The 24,158-nt window shown below is 64.5% G+C and carries 23 protein-coding genes and 1 pseudogene; 5 read left to right on the top strand and 19 right to left on the bottom strand.

Translation table 11 applies throughout. The features are described from left to right. Positions 1-4 precede the first annotated feature (4 nt). The 3 genes and pseudogenes from ABQF13_RS21240 to ABQF13_RS21230 form a co-directional block, all read left to right on the top strand. Positions 5-1,105, top strand: coding sequence for an acyl-CoA dehydrogenase family protein (locus ABQF13_RS21240; RefSeq protein ID WP_448394762.1), 1,101 nt, complete (start codon positions 5-7; stop codon positions 1,103-1,105). Between the two features lie 2 nt (positions 1,106-1,107). Further along, positions 1,108-2,631: a long-chain-fatty-acid--CoA ligase FadD17 gene (gene fadD17, locus ABQF13_RS21235; RefSeq protein ID WP_448394761.1), complete on the top strand. Its 1,524-nt coding sequence runs from the start codon at positions 1,108-1,110 to the stop codon at positions 2,629-2,631. A 77-nt stretch (positions 2,632-2,708) separates the two neighbouring features. Beyond that, positions 2,709-3,002 (top strand): annotated as a pseudogene (locus ABQF13_RS21230) (3-ketosteroid-9-alpha-hydroxylase); the annotation flags it as partial. Between the two features lie 30 nt (positions 3,003-3,032). Here the strand turns inward: ABQF13_RS21230 and ABQF13_RS21225 are convergent. After that, entirely contained in the window at positions 3,033-3,824 is a 792-nt protein-coding gene (locus tag ABQF13_RS21225; RefSeq protein ID WP_448394760.1) for an Lrp/AsnC ligand binding domain-containing protein, read from the bottom strand. A 523-nt stretch (positions 3,825-4,347) separates the two neighbouring features. On the opposite strand from ABQF13_RS21225, the gene ABQF13_RS21220 reads away from it, so the two are divergent. After that, positions 4,348-5,889 carry a GMC family oxidoreductase gene (locus tag ABQF13_RS21220; protein ID WP_448394759.1) on the top strand — a complete coding sequence of 514 codons (1,542 nt, stop codon included), beginning with the start codon at positions 4,348-4,350 and terminating at the stop codon, positions 5,887-5,889. Here the strand turns inward: ABQF13_RS21220 and ABQF13_RS21215 are convergent. The 18 genes from ABQF13_RS21215 to ABQF13_RS21130 all read right to left on the bottom strand — a co-directional run bounded on the left by ABQF13_RS21215 (position 5,870) and on the right by ABQF13_RS21130 (position 23,100). Continuing rightward, the gene (locus ABQF13_RS21215; RefSeq protein ID WP_448394758.1) at positions 5,870-6,367 is read right to left on the bottom strand and encodes a hypothetical protein; all 498 of its coding nucleotides are present in this window, start codon (positions 6,365-6,367) and stop codon (positions 5,870-5,872) included. The two genes, ABQF13_RS21220 and ABQF13_RS21215, sit on opposite strands and share 20 nt — an antisense overlap. 68 nt (positions 6,368-6,435) lie before the next feature. Continuing rightward, the gene (locus tag ABQF13_RS21210) at positions 6,436-6,804 is read right to left on the bottom strand and encodes a hypothetical protein (RefSeq protein ID WP_448394757.1); all 369 of its coding nucleotides are present in this window, start codon (positions 6,802-6,804) and stop codon (positions 6,436-6,438) included. A gap of 25 nt (positions 6,805-6,829) precedes the next feature. After that, on the bottom strand, positions 6,830-7,264 hold the full coding sequence (locus tag ABQF13_RS21205) for a hypothetical protein (protein WP_448394756.1): 435 nt from the start codon (positions 7,262-7,264) through the stop codon (positions 6,830-6,832). Positions 7,265-7,296: 32 nt separating this feature from the next. Continuing rightward, complete coding sequence (locus ABQF13_RS21200; RefSeq protein WP_448394755.1) at positions 7,297-7,914, bottom strand: hypothetical protein; 618 nt, start codon at positions 7,912-7,914, stop codon at positions 7,297-7,299. Between the two features lie 126 nt (positions 7,915-8,040). Beyond that, positions 8,041-8,676, bottom strand: coding sequence for a hypothetical protein (locus ABQF13_RS21195; protein ID WP_448394754.1), 636 nt, complete (start codon positions 8,674-8,676; stop codon positions 8,041-8,043). A 21-nt stretch (positions 8,677-8,697) separates the two neighbouring features. Continuing rightward, the gene (locus ABQF13_RS21190; RefSeq protein WP_448394753.1) at positions 8,698-9,651 is read right to left on the bottom strand and encodes an MlaD family protein; all 954 of its coding nucleotides are present in this window, start codon (positions 9,649-9,651) and stop codon (positions 8,698-8,700) included. Continuing rightward, positions 9,648-10,640, bottom strand: coding sequence for an MlaD family protein (locus ABQF13_RS21185; RefSeq protein WP_448394752.1), 993 nt, complete (start codon positions 10,638-10,640; stop codon positions 9,648-9,650). The genes ABQF13_RS21190 and ABQF13_RS21185 overlap by 4 nt, the downstream gene beginning before the upstream one ends. Next, entirely contained in the window at positions 10,637-11,740 is a 1,104-nt protein-coding gene (locus tag ABQF13_RS21180) for an MlaD family protein (RefSeq protein ID WP_448394751.1), read from the bottom strand. Before ABQF13_RS21180 ends, ABQF13_RS21185 begins: the two co-directional genes overlap by 4 nt. Next, positions 11,734-12,693, bottom strand: a complete 960-nt coding sequence (locus tag ABQF13_RS21175) for an MlaD family protein (RefSeq protein WP_448394750.1) — start codon at positions 12,691-12,693, stop codon at positions 11,734-11,736. The genes ABQF13_RS21180 and ABQF13_RS21175 overlap by 7 nt, the downstream gene beginning before the upstream one ends. Then, positions 12,690-13,688 carry an MlaD family protein gene (locus ABQF13_RS21170; protein ID WP_448394749.1) on the bottom strand — a complete coding sequence of 333 codons (999 nt, stop codon included), beginning with the start codon at positions 13,686-13,688 and terminating at the stop codon, positions 12,690-12,692. The genes ABQF13_RS21175 and ABQF13_RS21170 overlap by 4 nt, the downstream gene beginning before the upstream one ends. After that, the gene (locus ABQF13_RS21165; RefSeq protein ID WP_448394748.1) at positions 13,685-14,599 is read right to left on the bottom strand and encodes an MlaD family protein; all 915 of its coding nucleotides are present in this window, start codon (positions 14,597-14,599) and stop codon (positions 13,685-13,687) included. Before ABQF13_RS21165 ends, ABQF13_RS21170 begins: the two co-directional genes overlap by 4 nt. 140 nt (positions 14,600-14,739) lie before the next feature. After that, on the bottom strand, positions 14,740-15,555 hold the full coding sequence (locus ABQF13_RS21160) for an ABC transporter permease (RefSeq protein WP_448394747.1): 816 nt from the start codon (positions 15,553-15,555) through the stop codon (positions 14,740-14,742). Positions 15,556-15,599: 44 nt separating this feature from the next. Then, the gene (locus ABQF13_RS21155; RefSeq protein WP_448394822.1) at positions 15,600-16,427 is read right to left on the bottom strand and encodes an ABC transporter permease; all 828 of its coding nucleotides are present in this window, start codon (positions 16,425-16,427) and stop codon (positions 15,600-15,602) included. Positions 16,428-16,797: 370 nt separating this feature from the next. Beyond that, positions 16,798-18,069 (bottom strand): phosphotransferase family protein, encoded by a 1,272-nt coding sequence (locus ABQF13_RS21150; RefSeq protein ID WP_448394746.1) that lies wholly within the window; start codon positions 18,067-18,069, stop codon positions 16,798-16,800. 65 nt (positions 18,070-18,134) lie between these two features. Next, entirely contained in the window at positions 18,135-19,868 is a 1,734-nt protein-coding gene (locus ABQF13_RS21145; protein WP_448394745.1) for an N-acyl-D-amino-acid deacylase family protein, read from the bottom strand. A gap of 31 nt (positions 19,869-19,899) precedes the next feature. Then, positions 19,900-20,088: a ferredoxin gene (locus ABQF13_RS21140; protein WP_448394744.1), complete on the bottom strand. Its 189-nt coding sequence runs from the start codon at positions 20,086-20,088 to the stop codon at positions 19,900-19,902. After that, positions 20,085-21,476 carry a cytochrome P450 gene (locus ABQF13_RS21135; RefSeq protein WP_448394743.1) on the bottom strand — a complete coding sequence of 464 codons (1,392 nt, stop codon included), beginning with the start codon at positions 21,474-21,476 and terminating at the stop codon, positions 20,085-20,087. The genes ABQF13_RS21140 and ABQF13_RS21135 overlap by 4 nt, the downstream gene beginning before the upstream one ends. A 184-nt stretch (positions 21,477-21,660) precedes the next feature. After that, positions 21,661-23,100, bottom strand: a complete 1,440-nt coding sequence (locus ABQF13_RS21130) for an aldehyde dehydrogenase (protein WP_448394742.1) — start codon at positions 23,098-23,100, stop codon at positions 21,661-21,663. Between the two features lie 312 nt (positions 23,101-23,412). On the opposite strand from ABQF13_RS21130, the gene ABQF13_RS21125 reads away from it, so the two are divergent. Next, positions 23,413-24,114 carry an envelope biogenesis lipoprotein LpqN gene (locus ABQF13_RS21125; protein ID WP_448394741.1) on the top strand — a complete coding sequence of 234 codons (702 nt, stop codon included), beginning with the start codon at positions 23,413-23,415 and terminating at the stop codon, positions 24,112-24,114. Positions 24,115-24,158 lie beyond the last annotated feature (44 nt).

Here is a 24,158-nt window from a genome sequence, read left to right as displayed (position 1 = left end):
CCCAATGGATTTCAAGACGACGGAAGCCGCCGACGATCTCGGCGGGTTGGTCCGCACCATCACCGACTCGGTATGCACGCCCGAGCACCAGCGGAACCTCGACGGCCTCGACCACCGGTTCGACAAGACGCTGTGGGCCAAGCTGATCGAGGCCGATGTGCTCTCGGCCGCCGCGCCTGATGCGGTGGGCGGCGGCGGTTTCGGAGTGCTGGAGCAGGTCGCGGTGCTGGTGGCGCTGGGTCGGCAGCTGGCCGCGGTGCCCTACCTCGAGTCGATCGTCCTGGGCGCGGGCGCCCTGGCGACGTTCGGCTCCGAGGCACAGCAGCAGCAGTGGGCGGTGCCTGCGGTCAAGGGCGAGATGATCCTCACCGTCGCGCTCGACAGCGAGATGGGCGAGGGTCCGGTCAAGGCGCAGTCCTCCGGGGAGGGCGGATATCGGCTCACCGGGTCACGTACGCAGGTGCTCTACGGACCCGTCGCAGATGCGTTTCTACTCCCGGCCGACACCGACTCCGGAACAACGGTTTTCATCGTGGCAGCCGATGACGCCGGGGTGACGGTCGAGTCGCTGGACACCACCGGCCATGGCAGCGTCGGGCATCTTGCGCTGCACGGCGTGGAGTTGGGCGCCGATCGCGCGGTCGGCGGCGACGAGGTGCTGACCTGGTTGGCCACGCGGGCCTCGTTGGGCCGCAGCGCGTTCCAACTCGGCGTGGTCGAGCGTGCGCTCGAGCTCACCGCCACCTACGCGCGTGAGCGTGAGCAGTTCGACCGACCGATCGGTAGCTTCCAAGCGGTGTCGTCGCGGTTGGCCGACGGCTACATCGACGTCAAGGCGTTGCGGCTGACCGTGACCCAGGCGGCGTGGCGGCTCTCCGAGGGTCTTCCCGCCGTCATCGACGTCGGCACCGCGGCGTTCTGGGCCGCCGAGGCCGGGCACCGCGTCGCGCACACCACGGTGCACGTGCATGGCGGCGTCGGCATCGACATCGACCACCCGGTGCACCGGTACTTCCTGGCTGCCAAGCAGATCGAGTTCGCGGTCGGCAGCGCGACCGGGCAGTTGCTGCGCATCGGCAGGGAGTTGGCGGACTCGCCGGCGTAGCCGTGGACGCACTGCCCACCGTCGCGGCCCTGCTGACGCCGCTGGTCGACGTCGAGGACCGCGGGCTGTACTTCGAGAAGTCCTTCGTCTGCTGGCGCGATCACCTCAGCGAGAGTGCGGCGGTGGCGGCCGCACTGCGGGCGCGCATGGATCCCGACCGCCCACCTCATGTCGGCGTGCTGCTGCAGAACACCCCGGCATTCTCGGCAGTGCTGGTGGCCGCGGGGCTGACCGGCATCGTGCCGGTGGGGCTCAACCCGGTGCGCCGCGGCGCGGCGCTGCGCCGCGACATCACCCATGCGGATTGCCAAGTGGTGCTGGCCGATACGGCCTATGCCGACATCCTGGGCGACGTCGAACACGTCAACGTCGACTCGCCAGACTGGGCGCAGGAGGTGGCCACGCACGCCGACGAACCGGTCCGCCCATACGACGCCGAACCTGGCGATTTGTTCATGCTGATCTACACGTCGGGCACCAGCGGTGACCCCAAGGCGGTCAAGTGCAGCCACGGCAAGGTCGCGATCGCCGGGGTGACCATGACGGGGCGTTTCGACCTGGGACCCCGCGATGTCTGCTACGTCTCGATGCCGCTGTTCCACTCCAACGCGGTGCTGGTGGGCTGGTCGGTCGCGTTGGCGTCACAAGGCTCACTTGCGTTGCGCCGCAAGTTCTCCGCCTCGCAGTTCCTGCCCGACGTGCGTCGCTACGGGGCGACGTACGCCAACTATGTCGGCAAGCCGCTGTCCTACATCCTCGCCACCCCACAGCGTCCCGACGACGGCGACAACCCACTGCGGGCGGTGTACGGCAACGAGGGGGCACCCGCGGACGTCGAGAGGTTCGCCCGGCGGTTCGCCACCGTGGTGATGGACGGGTTCGGGTCGACCGAGGGCGGCATCGCGATCGCCAAGACACCCGACACGCCTCCGGGCGCGCTGGGCCCGCTGCCGCCGGGCACCGACATCGTCGACGTCGAAACCGGCGAACCGTGCCCACCGGGGGTGACCGGTGAGTTGGTGAATGTCTCGGGCGCTGGGCGTTTCGAGGGCTACTACAACGATCCGCAGGCCGACGCCGAGCGGATGCGCGACGGCGCGTACCACAGCGGCGACCTGGCCTACCGCGACGAGGACGGCTACGCGTACTTCGCCGGAAGGCTCGGCGACTGGATGCGGGTGGACGGGGAAAACCTCGGCGCGGCACCGATCGAGCGGGTGCTGCTGCGCCACCCCGACGTGGTGGAGGTGGCGGTGTACGGCATCCCGGCGCCCGACGTCGGCGATCAGGTGATGGCCGCGCTGACGTTGGCGGACGGTTCGACGTTCGATCCCGAGGCGTTCCGCCGGTTCCTGGCCGAACAACCCGACCTGAGCCCGAAGCAGTGGCCGTCGTTCGTCAGGATCAGCAACGCACTTCCGCGCACCGAGACGTTCAAGGTGATCAAGCGTCACCTGGCCGCCGAAGGCGTCGACTGCGCCGACCCGGTGTACCGGGTGCCCCGGCCACACTCCACCCGCCCATGACCGACACACGCCTTAGGCTCGACGCGCTAAACACCGACCCGGCCCTCGGCGCTGAAGGTGGTGGCCCACCTCGACGCGTCGACGACCAGCACTGCAGCACACCGGATCTCATGCTCGACAACGTCGTCGGCATGGCGCACTTCTTCTATATCCACCACACGTTCGCGACCTCTTCAAGAACGTGATCGACGGTCACACCGAGAGCCAGTACATGGAGTCACGATCTCGGCCCCGGCTTCACCGCCGAGGTGGTGCTGATCAACAGCCACGACCCCGTCACCCACGACTCGTTCGTGTTGCAGTGGGGGGTTACGGTGCAGCGGATTCCCGGCCTGCCCGCTCAGAACGCCGAGAAGCTGGCGGCGGCACTTAACCCGCGACGGGCGAATAGCCAAGCCGGATCAGACGATCCACGTCCACCCGTAGGTGTGCTTGATGCTGTCACACCCGTAGAAGATCTCCACCTTATCGACGCCAGGGTACTGGGCAATCTCGTCCATCGCGGCGGAGATAAGCGCGTCGTGGTCCGGGGCGATGAGCACCGCGATCAGGTCGAAGTCGTCGAGCACCCGGCTCAATTCCGGAACGTCGTCCCTCTTGGCCACCTTTGCCGCAACCGACTTCTGTTTGCCCGGCGCGGTCTTGATACCGATATAGCCGTGTGCCGCGAAGCCGAACGCTGCGACGTTCGACACCGCCTGAATCCGGAACACCCGGTCCGAGAGCATCCGCTTGATGCGCCCGCGCACCGTGCCTTCCGACACCCCCAACTCGGTGGCGATACTGCGGTTGCTGCGCCTCGCGTTCTGCTGCAGGAGTCGGATGATCTCCAGATCGGTCTCGTCGACGGTGTCACTCGGCTGCGCCTCGGGCATGGTGCCGGGATCCCGAAATGTGGCCCAGTTGCTGTCGAACTTGAGAACGTCGAGCGAGAGCGCACCGTGCACCGACGCGACCCCGCGAATCGACCGGAGTTGACCGCCGAACATTTCCGAGATGTGTTGACGGTCGCGGCACAGCACCGGGCCGATGACGTCATAGCGACCAGAGCAGATGGTCACCCCGATCGCCTCTGGAAGCTTCGCGAAATCGGCCGCAACGTCACGCGCGGGCCGTCCGGAGACGTTCAGCATCGCCAAAACCATTTCGCGGTGGCCGAAAAGGCGGATATCGGTGACCGCGACAACGCGCATCAGATTGGACTCCTCCAACCTACGCAAGTGGGCCGCGACCGTGACCTCATTGACTCTGAGGTGGGACGCCAGGGAGCGGTGGCCTTCCCGCCCATCGCGCCGCAGTCGCTCGATCAGGGCACGATCGAGATCGGTCAACTCCGATAGGGCGGACGGATCTACGACATCTGCCACGTCGCCACCATCAGCTTGATCGCCAACACGAGATCTTGCCTCGTCGCGAGCCACCCCACCGTCCTGTCACATCGAAGTCTGCGACATACAGCCGCTTCCGCAGCCTGCCCTCCGTACGCTATAACACGTCGGCGGGCAGGCGAGCCAACACGGCGTTGCACCGGTAGCGTGCACTGTCGCGCTAAAATGTGCGCCACGTGCGTCCCTTCCGTTGGGGCTTCGAACCCGTTATCCCGCAACCGATGAACTCGGTCCTCAATACGCCGAGGTGCGCATCGAAAGCCCAGAATGTTCTACGCATAGTTGATGCTATCAGTTGATACTAATCAAGTATGCCTATACTCATCGCGTGACCGATGCCGAAGTTCGAGTTACTCACGTTTCCGCTTCGCCCTCCGGGTCTCACCGTTCGGTGCTGATCGTCGGCGCGGGAACCTCCGGAAGCGTCCTGGCCGCACGGCTCAGTGAATCGCCCGCCCTGTCGGTGACGCTGCTGGAGGCCGGCGGTACCGACGACTACGGCGACGAGATCACCAATCCGGCTCGGGCGCATGAGGTTTGGTCGAGCCTCGCTAACTCGGACTTCGTCCCGATGAAAGGCCCGGCAGGTGACATCCCCATGCTACAGGGCCGAATCACGGGCGGTACTTCAGCGATCAACTATCTGGCGACGCTTCGCGGCCAGCCGCAGGATTACGACGCCTGGGAGGCGGCCGGCCTGGCTGGGTGGGGATGGTCAGACGTCCAGCGGTATTTCATTGCCGTCGAAAGCGACCTCGACTTCGGTCGGTCAGCTATTCACGGCAACGCGGGTCCGCTGACCGTCTCACGGTGGAAGCCCGGTGAACACAGCGCTTATCAAGCCGCGTTCGCCGAAGGACTGCGCCAGGTCGGGATCAAGCCGGTCGCAGACGTCAACGATCCAGCTCAGTTGCCCGGTATCGGTGTCTTCCCTGCCACCCTGAATGCGTCGCGCCAGCGCATGACAACCAGCACTGCGTATCTGACCACGGACGTCCGGAGCCGGCCGAACCTGCTCATCCGAACCGGCGCCACGGTGGCCCGGCTTTTCGTTGACGACGGGCGCACCAGGGGCGTGATGCTCGACACCGGCGAAGAACTCCATGCCGATGAAGTCATCGTCACGGCAGGGGCGGTCGAAACACCGACCCTGCTGCTGCGTTCCGGCATCGGCCCGCGTGAGCAGTTGACTGCTCGGGGCCTTCCCGTCCACGCGGACCTCCCGGTCGGCTCGACGATGAGCGACCATCTCGGCACTGCGCTGATCTATCACCACGACGCGCCCCGCGCCGGATCCGGTGGCCCCGCACAGTCCGTGCTGGTCGGCGCTTCGAACGGTAAAGACATTGACTACCATGCCTTTCCGACACCACTGCTGGGCAGCGATGACCCGTCGACGTTCATGATGCTGGTCTTTCTGCTGCGCTCCACCGGCCGTGGCGGCGTTGTCCTCGACGCCGATCCGGCTGCTCCGCCGCGGGTGACCGCTCCACCGCTGCCCGATGATGTCGGCGACCGACTCGGCCAGGCGTTCCGTCAGATCGCCGTCTGGGAACAATCCCCCGCCGCTCAAGCGATTGGCTGCCGGGCCGTCGAACCGCACGACCTGACCGCACCGACCGCAGTGGCCGATGCACTGTCCCGAATCACCGTGAGCTACGGGCACATGGTCGGGACCTGCCCGATGGGTCAGGTGCTCGACGCCCAGTGCAGGGTTCTGGGTGTCTCCGGATTGCGCGTGGCAGACGCGTCGGCGATGCCGACGATTCCAGCCGGCAATACCTATCTCGGTTGCGTGATGATCGCGGAGCGGATCGCCGCCCTGATCACGTCAGCAATCAGGCACACGGCTACTGCGCCGCACCGGTAGTCGGTCCCAGCACCTGCCAACTCAGGTCCATCCACGGCGCTGAAAGCCACGTCCGCGTCGGCTCGATCAGGAACCTCAACGGCCCTCGCTCACAATAGGTTCTGCTATCCGGGGTCACCGCGCAGGTGGTGCCTTCGTGGCGGATGAAACTTCGCGGTGGTATCGACTCGCGGGCTTGCGTGGGTGGAAACCTCACCGCCATCGACCAGTCGTAGTGCACGGCGCGGTCGCCGTTGATCCAACCGATATGCCTGACGTCAGGCGGGGCGCCGGGAATAACGCCGGTGCAGCCGAAGTTGCCTCGGCCCCAGATTCCGCAGTTCTGTCCGGTCGGCGCCACGAACCACAGACCGCCAGGCAGCATGAAGCGGTTGAGGTCGGCCTCCTCGTAGTAGCGGATGTCCGGCCACGGGTCAGCCGGCGAAACCGGCTCGGCGTGCACGGGGGCGACGGCACTCAGGGCGAAGGTTCCGACCATGGTGAGTGCGGCGCACAGAAGCAAACGTGATCCCCGAAAAGCCCTCGTGCCGATGGTTATTGCTGTGTCTAGGCGAAGTGTGGCGTGTTGCCGTAGCATGTCGCGTTCCCGATATCCAGCGTGCTCTGGCAGAGCACGTCACCTCGATGGACGATTCGTACCGTCACCCATTTGTTCGGCCAAGCTCCCGGTCGCCAGTCCGCGCGTACCTCGGCGCGGCCTGGACCGCCAGCCACGACCGTTTCGATCCGCCACGGAAGCGGTACGGAGGGAACAAGCGTCTTCCGGTCGCCGTCCCTGTACTCGATGTTCGTGGTGCGCACCACATTCGAGTAGATCTCATACGTCACGACGTCGTCGGCCGCCGCAGACGTCGCGGTCGACAGGGCTGGCGCGACAACGGCAGTCGCCATCATCAGCGGGGCAATGAGTTTCATCGCAGTCTCCGCCGGCACGTGGCGCTCACGGCCCGACCAGGACGACAGCGGTCAGCACTTTCGCCGCATCCGGATTGCGCGACATGCTCGTGCCGAACCCAGTGTAGGAGCAGTCTGGAATCGCCGCATACCCCTGCAGGATCAGACCTTTGATCGCGTCCGCCTCGTTATCGGCTGCGCCGCGCAGGATGTGAGTCTTTCCGCCTCCGCCGCCCAGATCATGAAGGATCGGCAAGGCGTCGCTGACCGGAACGTGCCTCGCGTTGTGACTGACGTAGGTGTCGGTCGACCGGTTGACGACCTTTGCAGTCGCGTCCGCGATCGGGTCGTGTGTGAGTGGACCGCATTGCCCGCCGGCGCGAAGCTGTGACACAGCGTCACTCAGGGCCGGAGCCGGGTCTGCGGCGGCGACGGCAAGACCCCCACCATCGATGATCAGCACAATCGTGTACGCCGCCACCAGCCGTGCCGTTCTTCCCGGGTATCGCATTGTCATGGGCCGTTCCCCTGATCACAGATGTGAGAGCGGTCGATCTTGCTGCCGAAGCGCATCGCATGCTGGAACGACGGCCCGGTGAACCAGGCCGGCTGCCGCCCCTTGATCCCGTCGCGCACGTTCGTCAGCTGTTCCCACAACCGGTAGAAGCTCTCCCCCTGGTAGACGGGGAAATAAAGGTCACCCACGTAGTTCCGGCTGATCGTTAGCGCGTTGGCGCGTGGGGTCAGAAAGTCCAACGACCGATCGAGGTTCGCCGCCACGGCGTCCGCCTGCGCCGCGATCCCGGGTGTCGCATAGTTCCCGTTCGCCTTGATCAGGTTGACGTTGATCCGGTCGATCTGGCCGTTCAGCTCGTCATACTGCGCGTTGTACCACTGGCACATCTCGCCCATGGCGGTAATGTCGGCCGGTGTCACCTCGTCACGCATCTGGTCGTAGGGGAGAGGGAACTGGGGTTCCCAGTTCGACGGCGTCGGTGTGATCACCGGCAGCGGGGCGGCCGGGGCGTCCTCGGATCGCCACGGATCCGAGTAGGGCACCTGCGTGAGCCCCGGCACCGGGTTCGGCGCGCTGCCCCCTGCCGGATCCGCGCCGGCGACACCGGTCAGCACGGCGGCCGCGGACGCGGCGATACTTGCGCAGGACGCCAGGACTCCCAACCACCGCAGGAGATCTCGTGGTCGGCGCGTTCGGGTCGGCTCAGTCACACACGAACACCTTTCTGTGGACGAAGTCGGTCAGTTCGGGGGCATGACGGCGTCGATGCCACCGACATCGGTGATCTGCCAGTTGTTGTTGCCGTCGAGCGTGATGCTGTAGGTCGCCGTCGACTGCAGCCCCTCGGGGGCCTGGACGGTCTTCGTCAGGACGCTGACGAACGCGTCGACCACATAGATGCCACCCTCCTGCGAGCGCACTTTCGCCACCAATGGCTTGGCTGTCGAGTTCCACTGCAGCGGAACGAGAATCTGCTCCATCGAGTCGGCGGCTTTCGACAGCTTCTCCTTCAGCTGGGGTGAGGTTCCCTCGACGAGCCGGGACTTCCAGGCGCCCAGATCTTTGAAGTCCATCGCGGCGGCGTTGACGGCATAGTCGAGCGCCACCTGCTCGGCATGCCGGTCGTTCGCCGCCTGGGCGGCGTTCGCGTCGAGTTCGGCTTCGGCGTCGTAGTACAGCCAACCCAGGACCGCGACAGCACCGATGAGGGCAACGAGAACGACGCCGACGACCACGGAGCGGACGCTGATAGACGCCGGTAGCCGGTGCACTCGGGTCGATGCCGTATCGGAGTCGGTCGATGGAGACTCGATCGTCTCCTCCTCGTCGGCGACCGTCGCGATTGCCGAGGTGTGTTCAGTGCGGTTTGTGGACATCGTTTGCCTTTCGTTTTTCGGTCACGGCGGCGGGATAGTGACACGCAGTGTTATCGCGCCGTCCTCGGGCACGGCCGCCAGCATGCTCGACAGCATCCGTCCGGTGTCGAAGTTCAGCAGCGATCCCGAGATGCCCTGCATCTTCGGCAGGAGCGCCTCGGTGACGACCTTCAGGTCGGGCGCCCGATCGTCGAGAAACTTCTGGATCCGGTTGAGGAAGGCCTGCAACAGCTCTAGGTTGTGTGGGTTGTTGGCGCGCACGATATCCATCGCTGCGTCGAAGTTCGCGTGAATCGTCGGGCCGAGCTTTCGGATATCCGGGGTGAGATCAGCCAGCGTCGGGCCGAGCCAGTCCGCGTTCTGGAGCAGGGTCTGCATGTTGTCGAGCAGTGCCTGCCCTCGGCCGTTCATATCGGCCGCGGCGTTGCGCAGCATAACGCTCGTCCGCCGCAGATTCGGCAGTACCCGTTGGGGGTCGGGTAAGGCGGCGTCGGCCTCGTCCACGATCCGCTTGAGTTGATCGGGCTCGAGCTGGTTGAGGACGCGCACGACGCTGGTGGCCAGTTCGGAAATGGAAGGGGGTTGCTCGACTGACTCGGTCGAGATGCGTTGGTTGTCCTGCAGCATCGGGCCATCCGACGTCCGCGGAAAGAGACCGATGTAGGTTTCGCCGAGCGCCGACAGGTTGTCGACGCGAACGATGGTGTCGACCGGGACCTCGTAGGTGCCGTCGACATAGAAGTCGACTGTCGCGTGGTCGACCGTCGCGTCGACGCGGGTGACCTTCCCTACGGGTACGCCGCGGAGCAGAACGCGCGAGTCCACCACAAGGCCGTTGATATCCGGGACTGTCATAAACAGGCTGACCCGGTCGGCCGGTGGTTTGAGCCGGATTCCCAGCGACGCGATATAGCCGATCGCCAAGACGCAGATGGCTCCGAAAACCAGAAATGACAACAGCGCTCGCTTCCTCACGGCATCGCTCCCAGTATTCGCAGCACGTCCTCGACGTTGTGGATCATCTCCTGCCCATCGGGACCGATGATCGAGGTGATGTTGATCGCGGGGTACTTGTCCACCGGCATGAAGTAGTCGGTGAACAGCTTTCGCCAGCGAGGGGCTTCGTCTTCGAAGGCCCACTTGCTCTGCTGGATGGCGCCGGCTGCGGTAGCCAGCGAATCGAGCATCGGCACCAGCCAGAATCCGCCGCTGTAGATGCTGCCGATTGAGGGCAGCAGGATCCCGATGTAGGAGGCCACCTCGAAGCCCCGGTCGAAGCCCAGCATGCCCGCGGGCGAGAACCAGTGCTCAAAGTAGGGCAGTTTGGTGTGCATCACGTCTACCGTGCCTGCGACTCCCTCGAGCCAGGTGTCGACGACGTCGATGTTGTCCGACAGCTCGGACAGGTCGGTGGCGAATCGCGCTGCAAGCCCACGGATCTCCGGCTCTGGCGGATTGATGCGGTTGAGCCGAATCACGGTGTCCTGTGCGCGCTGGATCGACCCGCTTGCGATGAAGTTCGCCAGGCCGGCGATAGTGTCTTCCAGCTGGGGCGGGGATGTGGTCTGCGCGAGCGGGATTCGCCCATCCGGCGGTAAGGCTTGTGCTGGTGTGTCGACAGTCGATGGACGTTCGAGGGCGACATAGATGTCTCCGAGCACGGTCGCCTGCTGCAACGTCGCGTGAACATCGGATGGCACCGCCACCTCGGGATCGATTCGAGAGGTGACATCGACGTGATCGCCGGCGAGCCGGATTCCGCTGACCGCGCCGATATTTCGGCCGTCCATCACCACCTTCGCCCGATCGGGCAGGTTGAGCACGTTGGAGAACTCCAGGACGAGCTCGTACCCATCGCGGTAGCTTGCGCCCGGTTCCGGCAATGAGTTGACGGTGATCGATGCACACGACGAGAGCAGCAGCGTGTAGATCAGCGCGAGCATCGAGGACCAGCGGCGCTTCATCGTTTCGCCTGCATCAGGACGTACTGAAGGAGCGCGACGTCGACCGCGTACGGTTGGCCGGCCACGTCGGCGCAACTACCGGGAACGGTGGTGTTCATGAAGCCACAGAGCGCAAGGCCGTCATGAGTGGGTATGCGGTACATGGGCGGACGCCAGGCGATCGTGAACTGCTGTTTGTTGAAGTGATTGGCGGCGGTGTTAATCCACCAGGGCACCGGGTTGAGTAGGTCGGCCATCGCGTTCGCGTGCGGGCTCATCTTCCGCAGCGCCATCGACAGCGAGTCCAGCGTGAGCTGTGTTTCCTCACCGAGGTTCTCCTCCAGATCGGCGACCGCCGTGATCACCTCCGGAAAGGCGTCCACAAACCGGGTACCTCCTTCGACGGCCCGAATGACTTCCGGAGTCGTCGTCTGCGCGTCGAGCAGGATCTGCTTCAGTGGGCCTCGCATCTCGGTCAGCATGGTGGTCAACTCGGCGAGATTCCGGATGATCGAACCCATGTCGCTGATCGCACCGTCGGGGCTGTCCAACAGGGCTGACGACGCGGTGAGAAGTTGATTGGCGGCCTGTCCGTTGTCCTGCATCATTTTGTCCAGCCCACTGACCGTGGCGGCGATGCTGGTCGCACCGTCCGGACTGATGGAGTTGACGAACTCGGTCGCCGACCCGATCACCGCCGACAGCGATTTCGGAGTGGCTGTCCGGTCCATCGGTATGCACTCACCGACGGCCAGTTGCGGACCGGACTCGTAGTTGCCGACCATTTCCAGCGCCCGGTCGGCAAGGATCGACGGGGACCGGGTGACCGCCCTGACATCGCTGGGCAGCGGCCGGTCCTCGGTCACGCTGAAATTGACCCGCACGTGGGTGGTCGAGGGTTCGACGGAAGTCACCTCTCCGATGGGATAACCCATCTGGGTAACCGGGTTGCCGACGTACAGACCGACGCTGTCGGACATGTGCGCACAGTAGGCGACGGATTCGGCGGGCCGCCCGGCGCTCGATGAGCAGGACAGCGTCGCCGCGGCGAGCCCCGTTGCAACGAGTCCGGTGACCGTGCCGCGTTCGCGACGACGCGGCAACATCTTCGGTGTCAACATGGGCTTTCCGGCATCGGTATGCAGATATCGGTTGCGAGTAATTCCGGGCGTGCGTTCTGGGCGTCCAGGACCCGATCGAGCTTGTTCCTGATTCGGCGGAGCCCTTTGACGACGGCACCGTTGCGGTCGGCCCAGGTGCGGAAGATCTCCTGCCAGTTGCGGATCTTCTCGATGAACTTCTCGCGGTGTTTCAGGTAGAACGGTGCCACCGGGACCAACGAGTCGCCGACCGCACCCAGCCCCTGCAGCGCCGCGGCGAACCCCTCCCCGTAGATCACCAGTGTCTGTTCGACGATCGAGATCTTCGAGATGATCGCCCTGAGTTGGCCCTTGAAGTTGCTCAAACTCTCGATGTACTCGTCGGAGAGGTTCAGGATCGCCGTGATCTGACCGCGCTGTCGCTCGCTGATCGAAGTCAATCTGTTCCCGGCCTCGATGACAGCGGTCAGCGCCTCGACGTTGGTACCGGTGAGCCCCTCCTGCATCTCGTCAAGCGATTCCCGGAGCGGCGTCGCGTCGATCTGTCCGGTGAGCTCAGTGGCATCGGTCAGAGTCTGCATGAGGTTGTACGGAACCGTCACCCGCTCAGCGGGAATCGCAGTGCGTCCCAGCGGCTTCTCGCCAAGCGAGGCGATGTTGACGTAGTAACCGCCGACGACGGTGAGCATCCGGATCTCTACCTGGGACTGGTCGCCCACGAAGGCTGACCCTTCGATCTTCGCGTTCACCTTGACCTGATCGCGTTCCATGGCGAGGTCGGTCACCTTGCCCACCGTGATCCCGGCGATCCGGACGGTGTCGCCGTGACTAATCGATGAGGCGTCCCTGGTGTAGAAGGCGATGTTCTGGGACCCGGGCGGGCTGATGTAGAGCATCGCGACGACCGTCGCCAGTGCACACAACAATGCCAGCGCGCCGACACCCCACGTGGTCGGGTTACGCAGGAGTTTCATCGGTTGCATAGCACCACCCTCTGCCCGTTGAGCAGTACGTCCATCGTCGGCGGCAGCTGTGCCGGCCCCCGCGAGCACGGCTTCGGTTCTCCGGTGGGTACCGGCGGGCCGATGTTCTCCCAGATAACAGGCACCACCTTGAAGGCCTGAATTGCGTTGTCCAGGTTCGTGAACGCCTTGTCGAGCGCAGCGTCGATATCGATGTCCTTCTGCAGACCGAGGTTGTGCAGTAGGCGCATAACCGGTGAGGTGAAGCCGGCACCGTAGAGATCTGACTTGCGGAATTCGTCGAGGATGCTCAGTATCTGGTCGAGGGGCCGGTTGAGCCAGTCCAGGATCTGCACCAGATCCTTGGAGTGACCGCCCATCTTCTCGGCGATCGCGTCGAGGTTCTGCATCAAGGTCGCGACAACTTGCTGGCGGTTGGACATGAAGTCGGTCAGCTTGCGCATGCTGTCGAGCATTGGGCCGAGTCCGCTGCCATCACCGGACAGGTAGGCGGCGGCATTCGCGGTGAAGATGTCAATCTCCTCGGGGCTCAGCGTGGCGAAAACCGGTTGCAGGCCGTTGAACAGAGTGGTGATGTCCAACGACGGCTGGGTCATCGACGTCGGAACGTGGCTGACTCCTGGGTCCAACGAGCTTTCGGCCGAATTCTCCACATCCACATAGCGCAACCCGGTGAGGGCCTGGTACTTGATGGCAAGCCGGGTCTTGGACGTCACGGTGTACTGCCGGTCCAACGTGAAGCCGACGGATGCGACGCTCTGTCCGCTCTGGCGCTTCAGCCCCAGCGACGTCACCTTGCCGACACGCACACCGCGCACGCGCACGTCGGCGTCGATCCGCAAACCGGCGGCATCGGCGAAATCCGCTGTATAGGACCGAGTCTCACTGGCGACGGGCTGCAGCATCACGTTCGCGAGCGCGATGAACAACACTAACGCGCCCGCTGCACTCAGCCCGAACCGCCACAATGCGGCAAAGGGCCTCACGGCGTGACTCCCATCGCGCCCAGCGGCGCCGCCACACCGGGCAGATTGTCGAGCACGATCCGCACCTGCAGTGCCCGCTGCTCCGGCGAACCGCCGTACATGTTCTCGAACCGCCGCCGCAACTCCGTCATCGTCTGAGCGAAGTCCTCCGGTCGGACGAGTCCCGGCACGGTGTCGGTCAGGGTCTTGACGATCTCCACGGCCGGCAATAGTTCCTCGACGTGCGACGACTCCAGCTTGCCGACCGCACCGAAAAGCCCGTACGTTGCGAGTTCGACAGTCGGGAGGTAGTGCTTCTGCCAGAATTCTTCAGTCACCTCTCCACCTGTGTGGTCGAAGACGACAAGCCCGGCGTTGTCGAACACGTGACCGCTTTCGGTGGCCGCATCGACGAAAAATGGGAACACGGCGCTCAATCCGGTTGCATTGGCCAGCAGCCGCGCAGTGCTCACGGTCTGCACGTTGTCGACCGCCTTCGTCACCATCAACATCGTCTCGATCAGTGGGTTTAGCCCGTCGACGTAGGCCGTCGACCGGTCGATCACCTGGACCAATTGCGGTGTCACCACCCCGTCGGTGATCTCGCCGAGCCGGGAGAGCAGCGTCTGCAGCGCGAAGTTCCCGCGGGGTGTCACCTGGATCCGCATGCCGTCTTCGAGGGGGCGGCCACCACCACCGCGCACCAGGTTGACGCCGGTCACGCCGAAGTAGTTCGCCGGGCGGAAATCGATCCCCAGTGTGTCCGTCAGTCCCGCCGCTGATGCGGCCTGCAGATCAGCACTGAGTCGAACCCCGCCGCCGGGCAGGCTGGACACGCCTGTCACCTGGCCGATCTCGACGCCGTGCATGATGACACCCGTCCCCACGTCGACGCCTTGACCCACGTATGGCGTCTCGATCACGACAGACATCAGAGCCATCGGGCGGTTCTGGAGCGGGTTGGCGATAACGATTGAGACGACAGCGAATACGCCGACAACCACGGCTAGGCCGATCAGCCTGAGCCGTCGCGCCTCTTCCTCCGGCGTTGCACGGAACAGCAATCTGATCCCTACCCTTTGAAGACGAATTCCGGTCGGAGGCCCCAGAGAACAACGGTCATCACGAAGTCGAGGACCATGATCGCGACGAGGCTCGCGCGGACTGCACGGCCGGACGCCTGGCCGACGCCGACCGGCCCACCTGACGCGAAATAGCCGTAGTAGCAGTGGATTATGGTCACCGCAGCGCAGAAGATCGTCGCCTTGATCAACGAGTAGAAGAGATCCTCTGGTGACAGGAACTGGACGAAGTAGTGCTCGTAGGTGCCGCCCGGCTGGTTGTAGACCACCCGGATCATCAAGTCCGAAACGGAGAAGCTGAGTATCAATGTCAGCAGGAACCCCGGTATGACACAGAGCATGCCGCCCATGAGGCGGGTGCCAACCACGAACGGCAGGGCCCGCAACCCCATCGCCTCGGTCGCGTCGATCTCCTCCGCGATACGCATCGAACCGATCTCGGCGGTCATTCGACAGCCAGCCTGCGTCGCAAAGGCGATGCCTGCGACCAGGGGCGCCATCTCGCGCACATTCGCCAGGCCGCCGACGATGCCCGACAGCGCCCCGAACCCGATGATGTTGAGGGTCGCGAAGGCTTCGATCGCGATCGACGCACCCACGGCCAGTCCGAGGATGACCAGCACGCTGAGAACACCGCCGTCGACGATGAGCGAACCCCGCCCCCACGCGAGGTTGTTCATCACCTGCAGTGTCTGCCGCCGGTACTTGGTGACTGTCAACGGCAGGAGCCACAAGGTCTGTGCGATGAACGCGACCCATTGCCCGGTGAGTCTCAACGCCTCCTGGGCAGCCCCGGTGGGCAGCAACCCGGGCAGATGCTTCGACGGCGTCGCGGACCGCCCCGCAGCCACTACGCCACCGCCATCGGGAAGAACATCGTCTGGAGTTGCGTGACAGCGAGATTCACGATGACGATACCGACGACATTCAGTACGACCGACGAGTTGACAGCGTCGGCGACGCCCCGTGGACCGCCGTTGGCCTCCATGCCGCGCAGCGAGGAGATCACTGCGACGATGCCGGCGAAGATCACGGCCTTACCCATGGCGAACCAGACGTCCACCATCTTCGCGAAGGACCCGAACGACATCCAGAAGCTGCCCGACGTGACGTCGCTGACCGTCACCGCAAGGATGTACGACGCCGCAACCGCGGACGTGATGATGATCGTGCAGAGGATCGGTGCGACAAGGATCAGCGCGACGAACCGCGGCACCACCAACCGCCGCACCGGATCGATCCCCAGAACGCGCATCGCGTCGAGCTCCTCGCGGATCTGCCGGGCACCGAGGTCCGACGCGATAGCCGAGGCCGCGGCACCGCCCATCAGCAGCCCAGCCGCGATCGGGGCGCCCTGGCGGATGACCCCGACGCCGCTGGCCGCCCCCACCAGCGAGCTCGCGCCGACCTGGTTGACAAGGCCTGATGTTTGGACCGACACCATCGCCCCGAACGGGATGGCCATCAGCACCGCGGGAATGGCGGTCACCTTCAGGAGGAACCAAGCCTGCAGGATCGTTTCGCCGAACGGTATCCGCAGGGAGGCCCCATCGGTGGCGAGATACCGGAGGACCTGGGCCGCCAACAGCACGCCCCGCCCGGTCGTCGCAGCGCTGCGCACAGGTACCGACAGGATCCGGTGCAGAGGTCGGCGAGCGGCCGCGCCGGCGAGCGGCAGGACCGACGCCCGGCTACCGACGTGGACGTCACCGACCACGTTTGCTCCCAGAACGCCGCACTGCACCACCTCGTGATAGCCCCGTTAACTACAAGGGAGATGTGTACCACACAATGCCCAACAGGATCCACTGTTTCACAATGAATACTTTTATCTATTGCCGCATTTTATGTACAGTATGCGTAATATTGTAGCTATTGCGCTGCGAGAATGCTGCAATGGCCGCGGGTGTTCGATCTTCGCTCGGGGGACTACACAGTCGCAGCGCCGCCCCCGATGACCCACCTGGCCAGAGCCGGCCTCCGCCTTGGCACTGCACGCGAAATCACCTGGTTTTCAGAGCATCCGGCCGTATGGGGCAAGAGTGAACTCAGCCATGGCCCAGCACGTCGTGATCGACGATCGCGGTGAGAATCCGACGCAGCATCTCGGCAGATGTCTGTTTGGGCTGCATGTCCGGGAGGAACTTCGGCGGGTGGAAGGTCGTCGTCCACATCGCCAGTGCACCCGGGAGCTGATGTCGGTACAACTCCATTGTGCGGGAAAGGGTTTCGGTGCTCCCTCCGGCAGTCGCGAGGTGATCGAGGTAGGACTCGATCAACTCGCACTCCCAGGCACGGCGTTGGTCGACAGTCAATGTCGAGGAGAGCGCATAAGCCAGGTCGCGCGACCAGTGGCCCGCCGAGACGCACTGCCAGTCACACAATCCCATGTGACCGGCCCCGTTGATGTACCAGTTGCCGAGATGTGTGTCGTTATGGATCAGGGTCGAGGGAAGCCTGCGATGCTCATCCACAGATGCCTCGAAGCTGCGCCACAACTCTTCACCGCGCCCGACGAGGCGACGGGGCGAAATTCCCTCCTCGTCCGCGAGACGTTGACCTCGCAGGTGGTAGCGGCGGATCATGGCGATGGAACCAGTCGCATCCCACCACTGCGGATAGGTGAACAACCAAGTCGGCCGCTGCTTTTCGAGATTTAGGCCGTTCGCCTGTCCGTGTAACAGTGCCAGTTGTTCCACGATCTGATCGGCCTGCTGGCGCGAGATCGACGTGGTGGGGTCGCAGAAGTCAGCGCCTCGGGTGGCCACAAGATCCTCGAGCAGGTGGATGGCCCGGCAGGTTCGCGGCTCCGCGGCGCTGTAGTAGCCGTATGGCGCTTCGAGATCGAAGTACTTGCGAAGCTCGTTGTAGAAGCCTGCTTCGGCGTAGGACGTCTTCGACAAACCGTTACCGATTCGGGTCACCAACGATGACGCGGTTTTCACGAAGACGGTGGACGGCGGCTGTTCGGCCTCAGCATCCGGGGAAGCGCCGTAGCTCAGGTGGATTCGGGCTCGTACCGAAGTTCCCGAGGAGTGGGATTCCACCCTGAAGGAGGCCACTCGCGTTCCGCGCAGGGTGGAAGCCATGATCCGGTTCAGCCATTCGGTGGTGATGTTTTCCACCCGCGCCGGCACGGGCGCGGAGGTCCGGACCCGCGTGCTGCGAAATCGGTCGAGCACCGCGGTGGCGATCACCGGCGCGAGTTCGCCTGCGAGCCGCACCGCCGTCGCGGCGGACGGGGGATTACCAATCCGGGGAGCCCGCGTCGTTGACGGCTGCACTGAACTCTTCACGAAACCTGACCTTTTCGACGTCATGGACATGATGCGGCGACCGGTCCGGTGTTGACCAGGGCCGGACCGGCCCGCCGCGGCGTTCTCAATCAGTTCGCCCCTGCGGGGACCAGGACGCGGCCCGGCGTCGCGCCGGTCGACTTCATCCCGCTCTCGAAGGTGACCTGGCCGTTGACGGTGACCATGTCGATACCGTACGCCGGGATCACCCGGCGGAACTCACCGCCGGGCAGGTCCCGCAGCACCTCGTACTGATCGGGGTATCCGAGTTCGTCGGGGTTGTAGACCATCACGTCCGCGGCGAAGCCCGGGAGGAGAGCGCCCCTGTCGTTGAAACCGAGGACCCGCGCGGGCAGCATGCTGAATTTGTGGTGCAGCTCCTCGAGAGTGAATCGCTTTTCCTCGAGCGCCAGCCACTGCAGTAGGTCGGTCGAGAAGTTGGCACCGCTGAAGAACCGGATGTGCGCGCCACCGTCGGAGGTACCGGCGATCACCCGCGGATGCTTGTACATCTTCTCGAACAGCGCGGGATTCTGGCTCATGGACTGGACGGTGCGGAAATCCATGTCGCACCGGGAGTCCACGACCGCGTCGAAAAACGCGTCGATCACGTCGATACCCCGTTCCGCGGCGATCTCCGAGAAGAACTTCCCGATCCGCGGATCACTCTCGTCCGGCATCGCGATCACCTTGAGGTTGTCCAACAGGCCACCACCGGCGGTCATGTTGTCGACGGTGTGCACCTCTTTCAGCCGTGCGCGCCAGTCGGGGTCGGCGGCTTTGGCCACCCGCGCATCGATGTCGTCTTCGAGTTCAGAGAACTCGGCGAAGACGGGGTGAATATCCCAGGTGTTCCAGTCCAGCAGCCGGGACTCTTGCCAGGTGCGGAATGCCAGCGCCTGCGAGTAGCAGTCCAGACCTTCGGCTTCACAGTGGTCGAGCCATTCGAGCACCCGGTCGACGTCGTCCGGAATGTGGTCGAACGGCACCAGGATGTTCTGCACCACGGGACGACCCGAGATCCGCGCCAGCTTCTCGGCGATGTGATTGTTGTCGATGGCCATCGGCAGATAGACCAAGGATTGGATGATGCCGTAGTCCATTTCGCGCAGCACCTCGGCCAGGGCGTACGCGGTCGACTCGTCCGCGGCGTCCGTCGGCATCGGCTTGCCGTGGTCCTTATGCGAGTTGAACTCGTTGAGCTTGGAGAACGCGAACCCGATCGCGCCGGCTTCCAGCGCCTCGCGCAGCAGCCGCTTCATCTCGGTGAGCTCAGTTTCGGTGGGCAGCCGGTCCCGGGCATCCTCGACCGATCCCATGACGTAGATCATCAGGGAGTTCAGCGGAACGTAGCTGGCGACGTTGATCCCCTTGTCGATACCCCGGACAACGTCGAGCCATTCGGGGAACGACTCCCAGTTGAACGGCAGCGCCTCACGCAACGCGGCGGTCGGAATCTGCTCCGTGGTCTCCATCATGCCCATGTAGCGTTCCTGGGTTGCCTTGTCCTGCTTGCACGGAGCAAAGCCGAACCCGCAGTTGGACACGATCGCGGTCGTCATGCCGTGGTAGCCAGACGGTGTGCAGTAGGGATCCCAGAAGATCGCCGCGTCGTAGTGGGTGTGAACGTCGATAACGCCCGGCGCGACGATACGACCCGACGCGTCGACGACTCGGGCGGCGGAAGCGCCGTTGAGTCTGCCGACCTTGGCGATTTTGCCGTTCCGGATGCCGATGTCGGTGACCTTGCGGGGCGTGTTCGTCCCGTCGATCAGGGTGCCGCCCTTGATGATGATGTCGTAGTCGGTGCCGTTGCCTGTCACTGTCTGCTCCTCTTTCGTTGGGTTCACGTGTTCAGTCGGTGATGACGGAGATCGCCATGGCGGGGCAGGACGACTCGAGCTGTGCGGCGGTCACCTCGTCGAGATCCGCGCCCGTCGGAGATGCGATACCGTTCTCATCGAATGTGACTGCATGAGCGGCTATTCCGGCGCACTCCTTTGATCCCATGCATAGATCGCCATCGATTTCGATGCGCGTCACTGGACTCCTTCGCGATGCCGATGGATGATCCGGCCGGGCAGCCCGTCCTTCAGCCCGACGCTGAGGTGGAACTGATGCCGCGGTGTCCAGCCGGGCCGGGGCTGAAGATGGAACCGCTTGGCGACCTTGGTGAGCACGAACTGCGCCTCCATGTAAGCCAACCCGACTCCGATGCAGTGCCGGGGACCGCCGCCGAACTGCACGAACTGGAACCGGTGTTGCTTGTCCTTTCGTTCGTCCAGCCAGCGCATCGGGTCATAGCGGTCCGGGTGGTCCCACAACGCAGGATGCCGGTTGATGGTGTAGGCGCTCACCCCGACCTGGCTGCCCCTCGGGATGTAGTAGCCACCAATCTCGTCCTCGTTGAGCGCCTGGCGCGTCAGCAGCAGCGCGCCCTGAATACGCTGTGCCTCATCGAAAGCGGCTCTGGCATAGGGCAAGTGGGTGAGCTCGGCGAAGGAGTCGAAGTCACCGGTGTAAGCATCGGCTTCTGCCCGAAGCGCCTCCATCGCGTCCGGATTCTGCGCCAGCATCGCGACGGTCCAGGCCAGTGCGGATGCGGTGGTGTCGAAACCGCCGAACCACAACCCCATCAGCTGATCGACCAGGTTCTCGTGTTCCATCGGAACCTCGAGAAGCGTGTTCATGATGTCGCTGGCCTCGCTCGGGTTGGCCCGCCGGTCGGCGATGGCCTGCTCGATGCGACGCCGGATCTTGGCCACCGCACGGCTTCCCGCGCGCGCACCGGGTACCGGAACCCACGACGGCGCCCAGAACGTGAGCATCAGACCGCCCATGTAGAGGGTCTGAACCCGGAAAAGGTCGATCAGTTCGGGCACCTCGTCGTCGGACACCGACGACGAGAACATCGATCGCTGCACCACAGTCATCGTGAGGATCGAGAGTTCGCGATAGAGGTCGACCTCCTCGCCGGCGTCGGCGAGTTTCTCCCACCCGGCCAGCACGTCATCTGCGGCCGCGGAGACTATCTTCGCGATTCCGTTCAGGTTCCGGCGGGCGAACGCGGGATTGAGTGCCTTGCGATTTTGCTTCCACGGCTCACCATCGGCGACCGGAATGCTCTCGCCCAGCGCGGGAACCAGGGCGCGGGACATGACGCCCTTGTGGAAGCTCCCATAGTCCAGCAGCCAACTGCCGACATATTCCGGATCGTTGACCACCGTCGTGCCACCGGGCCCCAGCGGCAGGGTGTAGATGTCGCCGTACCGGTCAACGCAAGCGGCAAGCAACTGAAACGGGTCGCGCGACCGTGCGAACATCAGCGCCAACCTGCCGACCCCCGGCCCGGGCGCCCGGCCGTCTGCCGAAGGTCGCGCCTTGCTCAGCCCCGCCGCGGCGGGGTGGCTCACCGGCTCCTTGATTGCCAACGAACTGTACCTACCTCACGTATTCAACTTTGTCTTGCGCATCAGTATGCCGAAAGCGCTTACGCAAAGTCTATCGCTTCTCGGAATTTGTAGTTATTTTTCGTAATAGAGTGCTCGAGTTCTCGCGGCCCAACAGAAAGCGGCGTCGTCTCCCATTGGGAATGCACCGCCGCAGGCCTCAAACTCACTTCAGGTAGATGGACTTCAACTGGTAGTAGGGCGCCAAACCTTCGGGCCCGAGTTCCCTGCCAAGGCCGCTGGCCTTGACGCCCCCGAACGGCGCACCCAGGTCGAGTTCGTAGAAGTTGACACCCACCGTGCCGGTCTCGACCCGCCGGGCGACCTCGAGCCCCTTCTCCGGGTCCGAAGTCCAAATAGTCCCGCCGAGACCGTATTCGGAGTCGTTGGCTATGCGTACGGCCTGCTCGAAGTCGTCATAGGGGATGACCGACAGCACCGGGCCGAAGATCTCCTCGCGTGCGATCCGGCTCGAGTTGTCGACATCGGCGAACACTGTCGGCTGCACGAACCAACCAACATCACGGTCCGGCCGACCACCACCGGTGACAAGTCGCGCGCCGGCACTTTTGCCCAGTTCGATGTAGTTCTCCACGCGCTCACGCTGGCGACTGGACACGAGGGGCCCGACATAGGTCGTCGGTTCCAGAGGATCACCGATCGGCAGCGACGACACCATCGCGGCCACGGCACCGACCACTTCGTCATATTGCGACCGCGGCGCCAGGATCCGCGTGGACAGGTAGCACGTCTGCCCGTTATTCAGCATGGCGGCGGTGGCCAGACCGGCGGCGGTGGCCTCGAGGTCCGCGTCGTCGAGGACGATGGCTGCCGACTTGCCGCCGAGTTCGAGAGTGACCGGGCGTAGCAGCTTGCCGCAGACCTCGCCGATCGCCCGGCCCGCCGCCGTCGACCCGGTGAAGGCCACCTTGTGCACGTTCGGGTGCGCAACCAGGTACGCACCGATGTCCGCACCACCGGTGACGACGTTAAGGGTGCCCGCCGGGAGTCCTGCCCGCTCTGCCGCTTCAACCAATTCCAGTGCGTCCAAGGTGGTTTCGGGCGCGGGCTTCAGCACCACGGTGCACCCGGCGGCGAGTGCCGGCGCCAGCTTGAACATGGTCAGAGCCTGCGGGTAGTTCCACGGCACGATCGCAGTCACCACGCCGACCGGCTCCCGTCGCACCACCGTCTCCCCCGCACCGCCGAGCCGCGGACGACGTTCCTCCAGCGGAAGCTGCGTCGCCAACGTCGCGTAGTAGCGCAGGATCGCGACCGGCGCGGCACCCTCGGCCTCCGTCGCGATCACGATCGGCATGCCGTTCTGCGTCGACGTCAGAGCGGCTCGCTCTTTGGCGTTGGCCTCGAGTTCGTCAGCCAACCGAAGCAGGATCTTGGCGCGCCCCTCGGCGCCGACGCCCGCCCAGTCGGGAGCGCTGAGCGCGCGGCCGGCTGCCGCGACGGCCCGGTCCACGTCACCTTTGGCCGCCCGCGGGATCGCGCCGATGCGTTGTTCGGTCGTCGGCGAGATCACGTCGATCGGCTCTCCACCGGAAGCCTCGACCCATGCGCCGTCGATGTAGAGCTCGGTGTGGTGGTGCATCATCCTCTTCCCTTCTGACCCGCTGAGACCTGCACCAGCGCTACATATGCCTTCGCATACACCGCGCAAACTCAGCACCATATCGAATGATGCGTTACAACTCTCGGTCATTGATACGCATACAGTAGACCCGCTGCTCTCATTGCCTGGACCGAGCGACCAGAAGGCTATCGGCTCGTCAGCACCTGACGCAGGCCCGACGCTGTGCAGTGGGGTTTGCTCAGATCGCATAAAGTAGATAAAAGTGGCCGATTTCATCGCCGAGCTTCTGCACTACTCTTCGCTGCAGCGATACTTGCGCAGATAGGAGTTCCGATGAAGCCCACCGTTATCTCGGGCGCAGCTGCGCTTGCCGCGACCGTCGCCCTCGTGCTGTCGGGCTGCGGCTCCGACACCAAGACCGAAGGCAGTGCCACGCCCACCACCTCGACGACGAGCACCGAGGCGGCGCCGACAACGGCCCGCATCGCACCGCGCGCAGAGGACGCGGCCGGCCCCCATCCGACGATCGCCGACTACATCGCCGAGAACAACATTCGCGAGACTCCGGTGCAGCAGGGCGATCCGGGGGCGCCCGTCCTGGATCTGCCGGTGCCCGAGGGATGGGCGCATGCAGCTGAGAACACCCCGGAGTGGGCGTACGGCGCCATCGTCTACACCGGGCCCGAAGCCAGCGAGTACACCCCGAGCATCGTCGCCCTGGTGTCGAAGCTGGCCGGAAACGTTGACCCGCAAGCGATCATCGACCTCGCGCCCGGTGAACTGCAGAACCTGCCTGGCTGGAATCCGTTGAACACCGGAGAGGTCAGCTCGCTCGGCGACTACCCGGCCTACCAACTCGCCGGCACATGGGAATCAGACGAGCAGACCAAGGTCGTCGCGCAGAAGACGGTCGTGATCCCCGGTGCCGACGGGCTTTACGTGTTGCAGCTCAACGCCGACGGGCTGGAGGCCCAAGCCGGAATCGTCGGCGCCGCAACCGACGTGATCGACGCGCAGACCACGATCGGCTTCTGAGCGGGCCGCCATTCTTGGCCGAGCAGACGCGAAACCCCCCAAAT

Source organism: Mycolicibacterium sp. XJ879 (genome assembly GCF_053483935.1).
The sequence above is the reverse complement of the archived record's forward strand: the minus strand, read 5'-3'. Positions and strand labels throughout refer to the sequence as shown.